Genomic DNA, 13,773 nt, shown 5'->3' on the forward strand with positions numbered 1-13,773 from the left:
GCATACCGAAACACTCCAGGACGGATTCACAATGACACAGACCCGAACCGCCGCTACATTCGCGCCGCCGGTCATGGAAGCGCGTCGCTGGATACAAGGGGTCGAATTTCCAGCGGACCGACCGCTGATCAATGTCAGCCAAGCAGCCCCGGTCGACCCTCCACCCGAACCATTGCGTCGCGCCATGGCCGAGTTTGCGATCAACGAGGATGGCGCCCACCTTTATGGTCCTGTTCTGGGCAATGACGATCTGCGCACGGAACTGGCCAGTCAGATCTCTGAACACTATTGCGGCTCTGTCAAAGCGACCCAAGTCGCGATCACCAGCGGCTGCAATCAGGCGTTCTCTGCCGCGATTTCCGCCATTACCGGTGAAGGCGACGAAGTGATTCTGCCTACGCCTTGGTATTTCAATCACAAGATGTGGCTTGATATGGCGGGCGTTCGCGCGGTGGACCTGCGTACCGGGGATGATTTGCTGCCCGATCCCGAACAGGCGCGGTTGCTGATCACGGACAAGACCCGGGCAATTTCGTTGGTGACACCCAACAATCCCGGCGGCGTCGAATACCCGGCGGAGTTGGTGCGCGCCTTTTACGATCTTGCCAGGGAATACGGCATTCGCTTGCTGGTGGACGAAACCTATCGCGATTTCGACAGCCGCAGCGGCGCACCGCACGACCTTTTCACCGACCCCGACTGGGACAAAACGCTGGTGCATCTCTATTCCTTCTCCAAGGCCTATCGTCTGACCGGCCATCGCGTCGGGGCTTTGGCCAGCAGCCCAGCCTTGTTGGCCGAGATCGAAAAATTCCTGGATACGGTTGCGATCTGCCCCGGCCAGATCGGTCAGTTTGCAGCCCATTGGGGGATGCAGAACCTGTCGCAGTGGCTGGCCGGTGAACGTGCTGAAATTCTTGACCGCCGTGCCGCGATTACCGAAGGGATGCCTGCGCTGGAGAATAAGGGCTGGAAATTGCTGGGCCTGGGTGCCTATTTCGCCTATCTTGAGCACCCCTTCGACATGCCGTCAGACGAACTGGCACGTGAACTGGTCAGGAAGGCAGGCGTTCTGCTGCTGCCCGGCACCATGTTCATGCCTGCCCACGACAGCGCGGGCCAAAGTCAGGTTCGCGTCGCGTTTGCCAATCTGGATCGGGCCGGGATCGGACAGTTGTTCCAGCGGTTACAGGCGGTCACCTTCTGATCTTGCCCCCCGCCAGTGCGCGTCGTATTCAGGGCCGCAACGAAAAGGGCAGAATAACGCCGCAAGACTAGGGGGCATCATGGCCGCGCGCATCAAGAGCTTGTCTAAAACCTTTGTCTGGATCCTGATGGGCCTGCTTATGCTGGGTCTTGCCGGGTTCGGCGCGGTCAACCTCAGCGGCACGATCCGCACCGTGGCTCAGGTCGGGGATGAATCCATCTCGGTCGATGCCTACGCCCGAGAACTGCAGCGAGAAATTCGCGCGGTCGAGGCGCAGACAGGCCAGCCCATGCAGATGTCGCAAGCACGCGAACTCGGCCTCGACCAGTTGGCACTGGCCCGTCTCGTTGCTCTTGCTTCACTCGACAACGAAGTGGCGCAAATGGGCGTGTCGGTTGGCGACGAGAACCTGCAAAAAGAGATCGTTCAGATCCCGGCTTTTCAGGGTATAGACGGATCTTTCGATCGCGAAGCCTATCGTTTTCAGCTTGAGCAGGTCGGGTTGAGCGAGGCGGAGTTCGAAGCAGACATTCGCAAGGAAACTTCGCGGACATTGGTGCAGGGCGCCGTCATGGCAGGGGTAACCATGCCGGACACAATGGTTGACACGCTGGTCGATTACATCGGCGCGCGCCGCAGCTTTACGATGGCCACCTTGGGCGCGGAAAACCTCGAAGCTCCGGTTCCTGCGCCGACCGATGCACAGGTTCAGGGTTATTACGACGAGAACCCTGACCAGTTCACCCTGCCACGCACCAAGCGGCTGACATATGCACTGCTGTCGCCCGAGATGCTGCTGGACACGATCGAAGTGGACGAGGATGCGGTGCGAAACCTGTACTCTCAGCGCGAAGCAGAATTCCGCCAGCCCGAGCGCCGCCTGGTCGAGCGGCTGGTTTTTGGCGACGAAGAAGCCGCCAAAAGCGCTATGGCCCAGATCGAAGTGGGCGGTGCGAGTTTCGAGCAAATGGTACAGGATCGAGGCTTGGAACTACGCGATATTGATCTGGGCGACGTGACAGCTGACGATCTTGGCGCTGCGGCCGATACCGTTTTTGCAGCCGAAGTCGGCAAAGTGGTCGGCCCCCTGCCCTCCGATCTCGGCCCGGCGCTGTTCCGGATCAACGGATCACTGGCCGAACAGATCGTGACCTTTGAACAGGCCGAGGCCGAGTTGCGCGATGAACTGGCCGCTGACCGGGCGCGTCGCCAGATAGAGGCGCAATCCGAGGACATCAATGACCTGCTGGCGGGCGGAGCAACGCTTGAGGAGCTGGCAGGTGAGACCGGGATGGAGCTTGGTCAGATTGACTGGACCGAAGAAAGCAGCGATGGCGTAGCGGCTTACAACGGGTTCCGCGATGCTGCCGAAGCCGTGCAGGAAGGTGATTTTCCCGAGATCGCCTTTCTCGAAGACGGCTCGATCTTTGCGCTGCGTCTGGACGAGGAGCTTGGCCCGAGACCCGAACCGCTGGACAACGCACGCGACAAGGTCATAGCTGCGTGGGTGCAGGCGGAAACCGCCAAGGTTCTTGGAGAGCAGGCGAACACGGTGCTGGCACAGCTAGCGACCGACGGAGATTTCGCCGCCATCGGCCTGCCGTTCCGGGTTGAAAACGGGTTGACCCGTTCCGCCTATCTGGACGGAACTCCGGTCGATTTCCTGAATCAGGTATTCGAGATGGAGCCGGGTGAACTGCGTGTGCTTTCGGGCACAGGCACCGCCCTGATCGTGAGGCTTGACGATGTCCTGCCACCAGCGGACACCGATGATCTGAAACAGATGCGCGCGGCGTTGGGCGAACAGCTCAATCAGGCGCTGGCGCAAAACGTCTTTGACATCTATGTGCGCGACGCTCAGACCCGCGCGCGTCCGACGCTGGATCAACGCGCCCTGAATGCCGTGCAATCCAATTTCTGACACGAGACTGACATGGCCCTGACCCCCGACTTCGAAACCTTTGCGCGCGCCTATGAGGCCGGCGAAAATCAGGTCGTCTATGCCAGGCTGGCCGCGGATCTGGACACGCCTGTGTCACTGATGCTCAAGCTGACTGGCGCGCAGAAAGACGCCTTCATGCTTGAATCCGTGACGGGTGGAGAGGTGCGCGGGCGTTATTCCATCATCGGGATGAAACCGGATCTGATCTGGCGCTGTCATGGTCAGCAATCCGCGCTGAACCGTTCGGCCCGCTTTGATGCGGATGCCTTTGATCCGCAGGACGGCAACCCGATGGACAACCTGCGCGCCCTGTTGGCCGAGAGTCGCATCGACCTGCCGGATGACCTGCCACAGGCGGCGGCGGGTCTGTTCGGCTATCTGGGTTATGACATGGTGCGTCTGGTCGAAAATCTGCCGGACGTAAACCCCGATCCGCTGGGTCTGCCGGACGCGGTGATGATGCGCCCTTCGGTTGTGGCGGTGCTCGACGGGGTCAAGGGCGAAGTCACGGTGGTCTCGCCCGCATGGATCAGCGAGGGGCAAACCGCCAAGGCAGCATATGCCCAGGCCGCCGAGCGGGTGATGGACGCGGTTCGCGATCTGGAGCGCGCCATGCCCGCCGAAACGCGTGATCTGGGCGAGGCACAGGAAGTCGCTCCGCCGGTGTCGAATTTCACCAAATCCGGCTATATGGAGGCGGTCGAAAAGGCCAAGGAATACATCCGCGCAGGAGACATCTTTCAGGTGGTTCCGGCACAGCGCTGGACACAGGAATTCCCGCTGCCTCCTTTTGCGCTCTACCGTTCGCTGCGGCGCACCAATCCGTCGCCCTTCATGTTCTATTTCAACTTTGGCGGCTTTCAGGTCATCGGTGCATCGCCCGAGATCCTTGTGCGGGTTTTTGGCAGCGAGGTGACCATCCGCCCCATCGCGGGCACCCGCCCCCGCGGCGCCACCCCCGAGGAGGACCGCGCACTCGAGGCCGATCTGCTGGCGGATCAAAAGGAACTGGCCGAACACCTGATGCTGCTGGATCTGGGTCGAAACGACACCGGACGCGTCGCCAGGATCGGCACAGTTCGCCCGACTGAAAAGTTCATCATCGAACGCTACAGCCACGTGATGCACATCGTGTCGAACGTCGTTGGTGAACTGGCCGAGGACAAAGACGCGCTGGATGCGTTTTTTGCTGGAATGCCTGCAGGCACCGTTTCCGGTGCGCCCAAGGTGCGCGCGATGGAGATCATCGACGAACTGGAGCCGGAAAAGCGCGGCATCTATGGCGGCGGGGTCGGTTATTTCTCGGCTGGCGGCGACATGGATATGTGCATCGCCCTGCGTACCGCCATCGTGAAGGATCGCAAGCTCTATATCCAGGCAGGCGGTGGTGTTGTCTATGACAGCGACCCCGAGGCGGAATATATGGAAACCGTGCACAAATCCAACGCGATCCGCCGCGCTGCTGCAGACGCGTCCCGGTTCACGGGTAATGGCAACCGGTGACATCCGGTTCGGGCATGCAGATATTCACGCCAGATCAGTACGTTACGTCGCAGTGGAAAAACGGTGGTGGCATCACGCATGAAATTGCGCGCGGTAATCAGGACGGTCACCTGCTCTGGCGGCTGAGCCTGGCTGAGGTCGACCGGGACGGGCCGTTTTCGGTTTTTCCGGGCCTGCACCGCATTCTCACGGTTGTCTCGGGCGCCGGAATGGTCTTGGAAGGCGTACAGGGGAACCTGCCTGCGCCACCTTTTTCACCGCTCACTTTCTCAGGTGATATTGAACTTTGCGGAAGGCTGCGGAGTGGGCCGGTACGAAACTTCAATCTGATCTTTGACCCCACCCGGCTTTGTCCCCGCGTCACGTGTCACAGTGGGCCGGAGCGTTTGCGTTTTCCGGACCACCCTTGTGGGGTGTATATGGTTTCGGGGCAGGCTGGCATCGGCAGTATCAAACTGAAGTCCGGGTCCTTCGTTCTTGAACCGAACGATGACGTTGCATTGGATCCGGGCGCAACGGCACTGTGCGTCGAATTGCGAGCCGTGAATTCACCAAAGAATTGAGAGCACCCGCCAGCCCTGCATCACCCCCCGGCCCCGCTTTTCAGAACCGCTGAGACCGGCGCCAGAGAAACCCGGCTCGCGCGGTCCTGGAGGCCCCAAAGCACCAGCGCCGAGATGGTGTCAGGGCGCACCCGACCCAACATGATCACGGAACCTTCCTGCCCGGCCCGGAATGCCGCCTGATCCAGAAAACGCCGCATCACCTTGGGCTCCTGACCCGCACCGTCAAAATCCCGGAACACCACTGCCGAGGGAACGCCGTTACGCGCCGCAAGTTTCTGTGCGGTGTTCAGGCCATTGTCCTGCATGACCACTCCGCGCCCGGTGCCGCCCGCAATGGCCGTGACCTGTTCGGCAAGGTCCCGGTTGCCCTGGACACCGGTCAACGTGCCTTCGAGAATGCCGACCGTTTCGGGCAAGGTTTCAAGCCAGACCGCCAGCGAAACCTCGGCATCTTTTGCGGTCGCTTCCAGTGGCATATCGGTCATCATCATGACTTCGAAACCGGCCGTCCGGTAACGGGCCATTTTTTCACTGGCTTCCGGATCGACCGGGCTGATCGCAAAGGTAAGTGGATAGGGAAAGTCCGCCAATGCCTCGGCACCCAAGGACCCGATATCGTCGATCAGAACGATTGCCATCAACGGCCGACCGCCCGGATTTTCAAAGTCAGCGGCATATTCCTCGATCGGTGGACCGGCCGCTTCCTGCGCCGTTGCTCCGTCGGACTGTTGTTGCGGTTCGTCGTCCCGTTCAGTCAGCGGAACCACCGGCGTGCCCACGCCTGACGCGGTAGAGGCCGCATCATCGCCTCCGATCTGCGGTAACTCACGCACCTTGGGGAGATCGGGCGTTTCAGGTACCGGTTGTTGTTCCGGCTCTATTTGTTCTGCAGAAAAGTCGGGCTCAGCGTTTTCCGGCTGCAGGGCCGCCACTTCGGTGTCGGCCTCGGGCAACTCAGTCTCTGCTGTCGGAACAGACAATGGTGCGGGAATATCATTCTGTCGCGGCGGAATTTCCGCCACCTCAGGTGCTTTTGCAGGCGACGGCTGCGCAGGGCTTTCATCAACCTGAACCAACTCGACGTCATGCTGGGGGAATGTTGGCAGGGCAGCCGGCTGGACCGGTTCGACCGGCGCCACCGGCGCAACGTTTACGGCGACGTCTGTCGAAATCTCCGGCGAGGTGATCGCATTGGTATCTGTTGCAAGTTCCGGGCGTGAAATCGGCGTTTTGTCTGTCTCTTCGAGAACCGTGACATTATCGTCGTCCACCGGCTCGGGGTCCAGAGCGCGCGGTGCAAGCTCCACCACATCGGCATCCGCCCCGGCCTTGTCCACCGTCTCGTCTGTTGATGCTTGCTCGACCGAAGCGGGGACCGGTGTTACGCTGCCCACTTCGGGGTTGCGCGCCATCGGAGACGTCAGCGACAGATAAACCCCCGCGCCCACCAGCATGGCCGCGCCTACTAGAACCCCTCCCAGAAAACCTTGCATCTCTGCTTGCCCCTATCCTGGTCTGTCGCCAATTCCGGTTTCACCGCGTTATGCGGCCCTGACCTGCGCGGATGCAAGGGACGTAAGTGCCCTTGACGCTGCCGCACAAGCCTGAGCATGTATGTCCCGAACATTGTAATGTGGCCCGGGACCGCAACGCCAGTCCCAATATGCCCAAGTCAAGACACGTACCAAGATGCTGCTGCTGATCGACAACTACGACTCGTTTACCTACAACCTCGTTCACTATCTCGGAGAGTTGGGCGCCGAGATGGTCGTGCGCCGAAATGACGCGCTGGATGTACAGGAGGCGATGGCGATGAACCCGGCGGGCATTTTGCTCAGCCCGGGCCCCTGTGATCCCGATCAGGCAGGCATTTGTCTCGCCCTCACCGAAGCTGCCGCGGAAACACGAACACCCTTGATGGGCGTCTGCCTTGGCCATCAGACAATCGGTCAGGCTTTTGGCGGCAAGGTGGTGCGTTGCCATGAAATCGTTCACGGCAAGATGGGAATGATGCATCACACCGGCAAGGGTTTGTTTGCTGGCCTGCCCTCTCCGTTTGAAGCCACGCGGTATCATTCCCTGGTGGTCGAGCGCGAAAGCCTGCCGGATTGCCTGGAAATCACCGCCGAGCTCGAAGATGGAACCATCATGGGCCTTCAGCACAAGGAACTGCCGATCCACGGCGTACAGTTCCACCCCGAATCGATTGCCTCCGAGCATGGTCATGCTTTGCTCGAAAACTTCCTGAAAGAAATGAAAGTCCCTGCATGAGCGATGCGCTGAAACCGCTGATCGGGGCGGCCGCCGACCGCGCCCTGACCCGGGCCGAGGCCGAGGCCGCCTTTTCCATCCTGTTCGAAGGTGAGGCCACGCCCAGCCAGATCGGCGGCCTGCTGATGGCCATGCGCACCCGGGGCGAAACGGTGGATGAATACGCCGCCGCCGCCGCCGTGATGCGAGCGAAATGCCACGCCGTAAAAGCGCCCCAGGGCGCGATGGACATTGTGGGGACCGGGGGTGACGGCAAGGGTACTCTGAACATCTCGACGGCCACCGCCTTTGTCGTAGCTGGCGCGGGGGTGACGGTCGCCAAACACGGAAACCGCAATCTCAGCTCGAAATCGGGTGCGGCGGATGCGTTGGGACAGTTGGGCATCAACGTGATGGTTGGTCCGCAAGTTGTTGAAAAAGCGTTGAATGAGGTCGGGATCGGGTTCATGATGGCACCCATGCACCATCCGTCGATCGCCAATGTGATGCCAACCCGGCAGGAACTGGGCACACGCACAATCTTCAATATTCTGGGTCCTTTGACCAACCCTGCAGGCGTCAAGCGCCAGTTGACCGGGGCCTTTAGCCGCGACCTGATCCGCCCCATGGCCGAAACGCTTGGCGTTCTGGGGGCAGAGCGCGCTTGGCTGGTTCACGGTTCGGACGGCACCGACGAGTTGACCATTACCGGTGTCAGCTGGGTTTCCGCGTTGGAGGACGGGGCGGTCAAGGATGTTGAGTTGCATCCCGAAGATGCCGGGCTTGCCGTACACCCTTTCGAAGACATCCTTGGCGGCACGCCAGAGGAGAACGCAGTCGCCTTCCGTGCGCTTCTGGATGGCGCACCCTCGGCCTATCGCGACGCGGTGTTGCTGAACGCGGCTGCGGCACTGGTTGTGGCCGACAAGGTTAGCGACTTGCGCGACGGCGTTGCCATGGCGGCTGAGAGCATCGACAGCGGCAAGGCAAAGGAAAAGACCGCCGCACTGGCCCGAATTACACAGGAAGGCGCATGACCGAGACGATACTGGACAAGATCAAAGCCTATAAGCTTGAAGAAGTTGCCGCTGACAAAGCACGAAAATCTCTGCAAGAGGTCGAGGCCGAAGCACGTGATGCCGACGCGGTTCGCGGTTTCGCCAAAGCGCTGACAACTGCGGCCCGATCCGGGTACGGGTTGATTGCCGAAATCAAAAAAGCCAGTCCATCCAAAGGGTTGATCCGTGCAGACTTCGATCCTCCTTCCCTGGCTCAGGCGTATGAAGCCGGCGGGGCGTCCTGTTTGTCGGTGTTGACCGATACGCCCAGCTTTCAGGGTGCAAAGGAATACCTGACGGCGGCACGTGCTGCATGTGACCTGCCCGCATTGCGCAAGGATTTCATGTATGATCCCTATCAGGTCGCCGAAGCACGGGCGCTTGGGGCGGACTGTATTCTGATCATCATGGCCTCGGTCGACGATGGGCAGGCGGCAGAGCTGGAACAGACCGCCTTTGATTGGGACATGGACGTTTTGATCGAGGTGCATGATGAGGCGGAACTTGAGCGTGCGACCGACCTCAAAAGCCCGTTGATCGGAATAAATAACCGCAATCTCAAGACCTTTGAGACCACTCTTGATACGACGCGCAGATTGTCGAAACTTGTTCCGGTCGACCGGATGATTGTGTGTGAAAGCGGCCTGAACACGCCAGAGGATCTGGCCGATATCGCCCGCTATGGTGCGCGCAGCTTTCTGATCGGGGAAAGCCTGATGCGCCAGGAAGATGTTGCCGAGGCGACGCGCAGTCTGCTGGCCAACCCTCTGGTGCGAGGTACGATGTAATGTCACTCACGCATTTTGATAGCAAGGGCGACGCTCATATGGTGGACGTCTCCGACAAGGCGGTGACTGACCGGGTGGCCGTAGCCGAAGCTCACATCAAGATGGCGCAGGAAACCTTTGAAATCATTTCAGAAGGTCGCGCAAAAAAGGGTGATGTTCTGGGCGTTGCTCGGCTTGCGGGCATTATGGGGGCAAAGAAAACACCGGATCTGATCCCGCTTTGCCATCCGCTGCCGGTTACGAAGGTTGCCGTCGAACTGACGCTGGACCCTGGACTTCCCGGCGTGCGCATCGAGGCAACGGTCAAGACATCTGGCCAGACAGGCGTCGAGATGGAGGCGCTGACGGCTGCTTCGACAGCCGCGCTCACCGTATATGACATGGCCAAGGCCGTCGATAAGGCGATGGAAATCGGCGGTATACGCGTTCTTTTGAAAGATGGTGGAAAATCCGGTCGTTACGAGGCGAAATGATTACGGTAGACGAAGCCCGCTCTCTGCTGTTCGATCTGGTTTCGCCATTGCCAACCGAACCCGTTGGCCTGACGGATGCTGCCGGGCGTGTTCTGGCAGAAGAAGTCGCGGCAACCCGCGATCAGCCCCCGTTCGCGGCTTCATCGATGGACGGGTATGCCGTCAAATCCGCAGAGGTCGAACTGCACGCGATGTTCAAAGTGGTTGGCGAGGCGGCAGCGGGCCACCGTTTCAGCACCACTGTGGGCGCGGGTCAGGCGGTTCGCATCTTTACCGGCGCCCCGATGCCCAACGGCGCGGATTTCGTTGTCATTCAAGAGGATGTCGATCGCCGTGGAGATCTGATCACCATTTCACGTGATCCCGGTACCAAGTCGAATGTCCGCCCCGTCGGCATCGATTTCGCAAAAGGAACAATAATTCAGGCACCTCGCGTTCTGCGGGCCGAGGATGTCGCCCTGATGGCGGCCATGAATATCCCGGAAGTTCCGGTTGTGAAAAAGCCCGAGATTGCCCTGATCTCGACCGGGGATGAGTTGGTCATGCCGGGTGAAATCCCCGGCCCCGATCAGATCATCGCGTCGAACACGTTTGGCCTCAAGGCGCTGCTTGAAGGGGTCGGGGCACATGTCCGCATCCTGCCGATTGCCCGCGATACGATATCCTCGCTGGAGACCGCGTTTGGATTGGCCAAAGGGGCCGATCTGGTTGTCACCATCGGCGGCGCATCCGTAGGCGACCACGATCTGGTTGCCGATGTAGCCGCCGGACTGGGCATGGAGCGCGCGTTCTACAAGATCCGAATGCGGCCCGGAAAACCATTGATGGCCGGGCGCATCGGGCAGACGCCAATGGTCGGCCTGCCGGGCAACCCGGTGTCGGCAATGGTTTGTGGCTATCTGTTTCTCGCGCCCATGGTGCGGCGCATGCTTGGCCTGTCGGATGTCGTGCCCGCCTTTCGCCGCGCACGCCTTGCCGCGCCGCTGTCCCGGAATGGACCGCGCGAGCACTATATGCGCGCCACGATCGACGAAAACGGCATCCGCGCCTGCGACGATCAGGACAGTTCCCTGCTCAGCGTTCTGGCCCGCGCCGATGCCCTGCTGGTGCGACCACCGGACGAGCCCGCACGTAATGCCGGGGACCAGGTCTTGTATCTCCCATTGTAGAACTGGCTCATATCCGTTGACACAAAACGTGAACATGCGTAGAACAAAAGCAAACGCATGAACGACGAGGTATGAGCGATGCTGACAAAGAAGCAGTTGGATTTGCTGGAATTCATCCACAAGCGCCTGCAACGGGATGGCGTGCCACCCAGTTTCGACGAGATGAAAGAGGCGCTGGATCTCAGGTCCAAGTCCGGCATCCATCGTTTGATCACGGCGCTGGAAGAACGCGGCTTCATCCGCCGCCTCGCGCACCGCGCCCGCGCCATCGAGATTGTCAAACTGCCCGAAAGCCTGGGCGGCGAACCAACGACCGGGTTCAAACCCCGTGTAATCGATGGCGACCGCCCGGAAGGGCCGCGTCCCGCAAATGTCGAACCGGTCGTGGCTCATGCGCTCGAGGTGCCTGTCATGGGCCGGATCGCCGCCGGTGTCCCGATCGAGGCGATCAGCCATGTCTCGCATCAGGTCGCGGTTCCAGGTTCCATGCTATCCGGCAAGGGACAGCACTACGCGCTGGAGGTGCGCGGCGACTCGATGGTTGAAGCCGGGATCAACGACGGCGATGTCGTGGTGATCCGCGAAACCTCGGTCGCCGACAACGGCGACATCGTCGTTGCGTTGGTCGAGGATCAGGAGGCCACTCTGAAACGCTTTTTTCGCCGGGGCGCCACCATCGCGCTGGAGGCCGCGAACCCCGCCTATGAAACCCGCGTCCTTCCTGCCGACAAGGTCAAGGTGCAGGGACGGCTGGTCGGGCTGATCCGAACGTATTGATACCTGCCTACGGTGACCAAAGCCGCGCTCCCGAAAGCGCGCGGCTTTGTTGGATCTGACCGCCGGAAATCGCCAGGCTCCCCGTCATGGACAACTTGGCCGGATCGAACAAAAGGCAATCGCCCGAAAGGTTTAGTGGAACCTGAGAGACAACGATCTGTTTCTCCGAGCACGTGGTGAGGCCACCGGCCATCTTTTTGCCGGTAATGTGGACAAGCTCGACATCGCCAAGATCAATCCGGCGCAGCATGTCCTCATCCTGAGGCCAGCGTAGCGCCGCCTGTTGCTGGTCTGCCCCATCCCCGTCGTTCTCCAGCCAAACTGACGCAATGAATCCCGCTCCGCGCGCCTTGCTGAGTGCGCGCCCTTCTGGCGTCATCACGCCGACCAAGGCGCCGGTATCCGCCACAAGAATTTCGGGCCGCGTCCCCTGCCCCCACAAGGAGAGCGCGGCGACCACGCCGACTGCACCGAACCAGCGGAAGCGCCCCTGCCACAGAATCAGGAATAACGCGGCCAGAGCCAGCGCAGGCAACACATAGGTCGGTGGACTGACGACATAACCCCTTGCGCCGTCAAGCGTGGAAATCCACTCCGCAACGGCCAGTATCCAGCGCAGGCCGACCCCCATCAGCCCCAAACCGATCCATTGCAGTCCAAACGGAGCCAGCAACGCCGCCAGAACCGCCGCCGGGATGACAAGGCTTCCCATCACAGGAACGGACAACAGGTTTGCCAACAGGCCAAAATGTGCCAGCGCATTGAAATGCGCTGCCGCGACCGGCGCCGTCGCAAGGCCGGCGACCGCCGAAGACAAGACCAGCGCAAAAACAGACCGGAATGGACCGCGCATCACCGCGATCTCAGAGTTCCGGAGCGCGCCAAACACGGCGACCAGTGCGGTGGTCGCGGCAAAGGACATCTGGAAACCGGGGCTGAGCAAAGCCTGAGGTTGCAGGACCAGCACGATCGTGGCCGCAACCGCCACCGCCCTTAGCGATATTGCGCGACGGTCCACGAGGATTGCACATAACATGACTGCCACCATGACATAGGCGCGCTCGGTCGCGACGCTGCCGCCTGAAAGCAACAGATAGGCGGTGGCGGCCCCCAGCGCCAGCACAGCGGCAATCTTTTTGACCGGCACGCGCAACGCCAGTGCGGGAATCAGGGACAGGGCGATACGTGTGGCGGAAAAAATAAATCCGGCCAGCAACCCCATGTGAAGCCCGGAAATTGCAAGCAGATGGGCCAGATTGGATGCCCTGAGCGCATCCAGCGTTTGCTGTCCGATCGCGCTCCGGTCTCCGGTGGTCACGGCAGCTGCAAACCCACCGAGATCCCCCGGCAACTCGGTTTGAATGTGATTGGAGATCGCGGTCCGCACCGCTGATATCCGAACACCTTCCCGCCCCATTCCGGGCGGCGAAGCAGTCAAGACCGGCACGCGCGTATACCCTACGGCCCCGAGGCGCTGAAACCATGCGTGACGACGAAAATCAAATCCGCCGGGTTCCACCGGCCCTTGCGGCGGCGACAGATGTCCGGTCGTCATGATCCTTTGGCCCGGTACCAGCGGCACGGTGCCACCGTGCAGGGAAATTCGGATGCGCGCGGGGCGCTCCCCCTCCGGTACACCGTTGAGGCGCACCTGATCGAGCGTTACCCGCAGCGCATCCGAAGCAGACCGATCCAGGCCTACGACCCTCCCCTCTATGGGGCCATAGTAGCGCCATTGCAGAATCGGCTCTGCCACGTTGTGCGCGTGCGCCCCGGCAAGGATCAGACCCCCGGCCGACAGCGCCAGCGCCCATGCAATTGGTGCCCACGCGGCGGTTGCAAACCATGCAGCAAGAAGCGAAACAAGCATCACCAGCCCCGCCCCGACGTATTCGGACGGACCGGGTTCGCGGCTCAGAGCGAAGTACCCCCCGATCCCGATGGCCAGAAACACCGGCACCCAGGGAAACAGAAACCCGCGCTGAGCCAGCATCGCCGCCTCGACCCTTGCCAGTATGCGCATGGTTGCTCCTGCCCGCC

At 61.0% G+C, this 13,773-nt stretch carries 12 protein-coding genes; 10 read left to right on the forward strand and 2 right to left on the reverse strand.

Translation table 11 applies throughout. The features are described from left to right. The first annotated feature begins 31 nt into the window (after positions 1 to 31). The 4 genes from AC2FMY_RS16140 (at position 32) to AC2FMY_RS16155 (ending at position 5,215) form a co-directional block, all read left to right on the forward strand. Complete coding sequence (locus tag AC2FMY_RS16140) at positions 32 to 1,207, forward strand: aminotransferase (protein WP_496807713.1); 1,176 nt, start codon at positions 32 to 34, stop codon at positions 1,205 to 1,207. Positions 1,208 to 1,286: 79 nt separating this feature from the next. Then, positions 1,287 to 3,128 (forward strand): peptidylprolyl isomerase, encoded by a 1,842-nt coding sequence (locus AC2FMY_RS16145; protein WP_496748637.1) that lies wholly within the window; start codon positions 1,287 to 1,289, stop codon positions 3,126 to 3,128. A 12-nt stretch (positions 3,129 to 3,140) separates the two neighbouring features. Next, positions 3,141 to 4,652: an anthranilate synthase component I gene (gene trpE / locus AC2FMY_RS16150; protein ID WP_496807714.1), complete on the forward strand. Its 1,512-nt coding sequence runs from the start codon at positions 3,141 to 3,143 to the stop codon at positions 4,650 to 4,652. A 14-nt stretch (positions 4,653 to 4,666) separates the two neighbouring features. Next, positions 4,667 to 5,215 (forward strand): HutD/Ves family protein, encoded by a 549-nt coding sequence (locus tag AC2FMY_RS16155; protein ID WP_496807715.1) that lies wholly within the window; start codon positions 4,667 to 4,669, stop codon positions 5,213 to 5,215. A gap of 20 nt (positions 5,216 to 5,235) precedes the next feature. On the opposite strand, the gene AC2FMY_RS16160 is transcribed toward AC2FMY_RS16155, so the two are convergent. Next, entirely contained in the window at positions 5,236 to 6,711 is a 1,476-nt protein-coding gene (locus tag AC2FMY_RS16160) for a divergent polysaccharide deacetylase family protein (protein ID WP_496807716.1), read from the reverse strand. Between the two features lie 196 nt (positions 6,712 to 6,907). Between AC2FMY_RS16160 and AC2FMY_RS16165 the strand changes: the two genes are divergently transcribed. The 6 genes from AC2FMY_RS16165 to lexA all read left to right on the forward strand — a co-directional run bounded on the left by AC2FMY_RS16165 (position 6,908) and on the right by lexA (position 11,733). Continuing rightward, the gene (locus AC2FMY_RS16165; protein WP_480750462.1) at positions 6,908 to 7,489 is read left to right on the forward strand and encodes an anthranilate synthase component II; all 582 of its coding nucleotides are present in this window, start codon (positions 6,908 to 6,910) and stop codon (positions 7,487 to 7,489) included. After that, positions 7,486 to 8,505 carry an anthranilate phosphoribosyltransferase gene (gene trpD, locus AC2FMY_RS16170; protein ID WP_496748432.1) on the forward strand — a complete coding sequence of 340 codons (1,020 nt, stop codon included), beginning with the start codon at positions 7,486 to 7,488 and terminating at the stop codon, positions 8,503 to 8,505. The genes AC2FMY_RS16165 and trpD overlap by 4 nt, the downstream gene beginning before the upstream one ends. Further along, positions 8,502 to 9,314: an indole-3-glycerol phosphate synthase TrpC gene (trpC, locus tag AC2FMY_RS16175; RefSeq protein ID WP_480750460.1), complete on the forward strand. Its 813-nt coding sequence runs from the start codon at positions 8,502 to 8,504 to the stop codon at positions 9,312 to 9,314. The genes trpD and trpC overlap by 4 nt, the downstream gene beginning before the upstream one ends. Continuing rightward, on the forward strand, positions 9,314 to 9,787 hold the full coding sequence (gene moaC, locus AC2FMY_RS16180) for a cyclic pyranopterin monophosphate synthase MoaC (protein WP_480750459.1): 474 nt from the start codon (positions 9,314 to 9,316) through the stop codon (positions 9,785 to 9,787). The genes trpC and moaC overlap by 1 nt, the downstream gene beginning before the upstream one ends. After that, complete coding sequence (locus AC2FMY_RS16185; RefSeq protein ID WP_496748433.1) at positions 9,784 to 10,956, forward strand: molybdopterin molybdotransferase MoeA; 1,173 nt, start codon at positions 9,784 to 9,786, stop codon at positions 10,954 to 10,956. The genes moaC and AC2FMY_RS16185 overlap by 4 nt, the downstream gene beginning before the upstream one ends. 78 nt (positions 10,957 to 11,034) lie before the next feature. Further along, entirely contained in the window at positions 11,035 to 11,733 is a 699-nt protein-coding gene (lexA, locus tag AC2FMY_RS16190) for a transcriptional repressor LexA (protein WP_480750457.1), read from the forward strand. Between the two features lie 7 nt (positions 11,734 to 11,740). Here lexA and AC2FMY_RS16195 read toward each other — a convergent pair whose 3' ends face one another. Next, entirely contained in the window at positions 11,741 to 13,756 is a 2,016-nt protein-coding gene (locus AC2FMY_RS16195; protein ID WP_496748434.1) for a ComEC/Rec2 family competence protein, read from the reverse strand. Positions 13,757 to 13,773 lie beyond the last annotated feature (17 nt).

It is taken from the genome of Ruegeria sp. YKSE079 (assembly GCF_059612845.1).

What these genes read in the sequence shown, in the direction of transcription:
- lexA (WP_480750457.1), top strand. Translation starts at nt 11,035, where the DNA reads ATGCTGACAAAGAAGCAGTTGGATTTGCTGGAATTCATCCACAAGCGC.
- AC2FMY_RS16195 (WP_496748434.1), bottom strand. Translation starts at nt 13,756, where the DNA reads ATGCGCATACTGGCAAGGGTCGAGGCGGCGATGCTGGCTCAGCGCGGG.
- AC2FMY_RS16140 (WP_496807713.1), top strand. Translation starts at nt 32, where the DNA reads ATGACACAGACCCGAACCGCCGCTACATTCGCGCCGCCGGTCATGGAA.
- trpC (WP_480750460.1), top strand. Translation starts at nt 8,502, where the DNA reads ATGACCGAGACGATACTGGACAAGATCAAAGCCTATAAGCTTGAAGAA.
- AC2FMY_RS16155 (WP_496807715.1), top strand. Translation starts at nt 4,667, where the DNA reads ATGCAGATATTCACGCCAGATCAGTACGTTACGTCGCAGTGGAAAAAC.
- moaC (WP_480750459.1), top strand. Translation starts at nt 9,314, where the DNA reads ATGTCACTCACGCATTTTGATAGCAAGGGCGACGCTCATATGGTGGAC.
- AC2FMY_RS16145 (WP_496748637.1), top strand. Translation starts at nt 1,287, where the DNA reads ATGGCCGCGCGCATCAAGAGCTTGTCTAAAACCTTTGTCTGGATCCTG.
- AC2FMY_RS16165 (WP_480750462.1), top strand. Translation starts at nt 6,908, where the DNA reads ATGCTGCTGCTGATCGACAACTACGACTCGTTTACCTACAACCTCGTT.
- trpD (WP_496748432.1), top strand. Translation starts at nt 7,486, where the DNA reads ATGAGCGATGCGCTGAAACCGCTGATCGGGGCGGCCGCCGACCGCGCC.
- AC2FMY_RS16160 (WP_496807716.1), bottom strand. Translation starts at nt 6,711, where the DNA reads ATGCAAGGTTTTCTGGGAGGGGTTCTAGTAGGCGCGGCCATGCTGGTG.
- trpE (WP_496807714.1), top strand. Translation starts at nt 3,141, where the DNA reads ATGGCCCTGACCCCCGACTTCGAAACCTTTGCGCGCGCCTATGAGGCC.
- AC2FMY_RS16185 (WP_496748433.1), top strand. Translation starts at nt 9,784, where the DNA reads ATGATTACGGTAGACGAAGCCCGCTCTCTGCTGTTCGATCTGGTTTCG.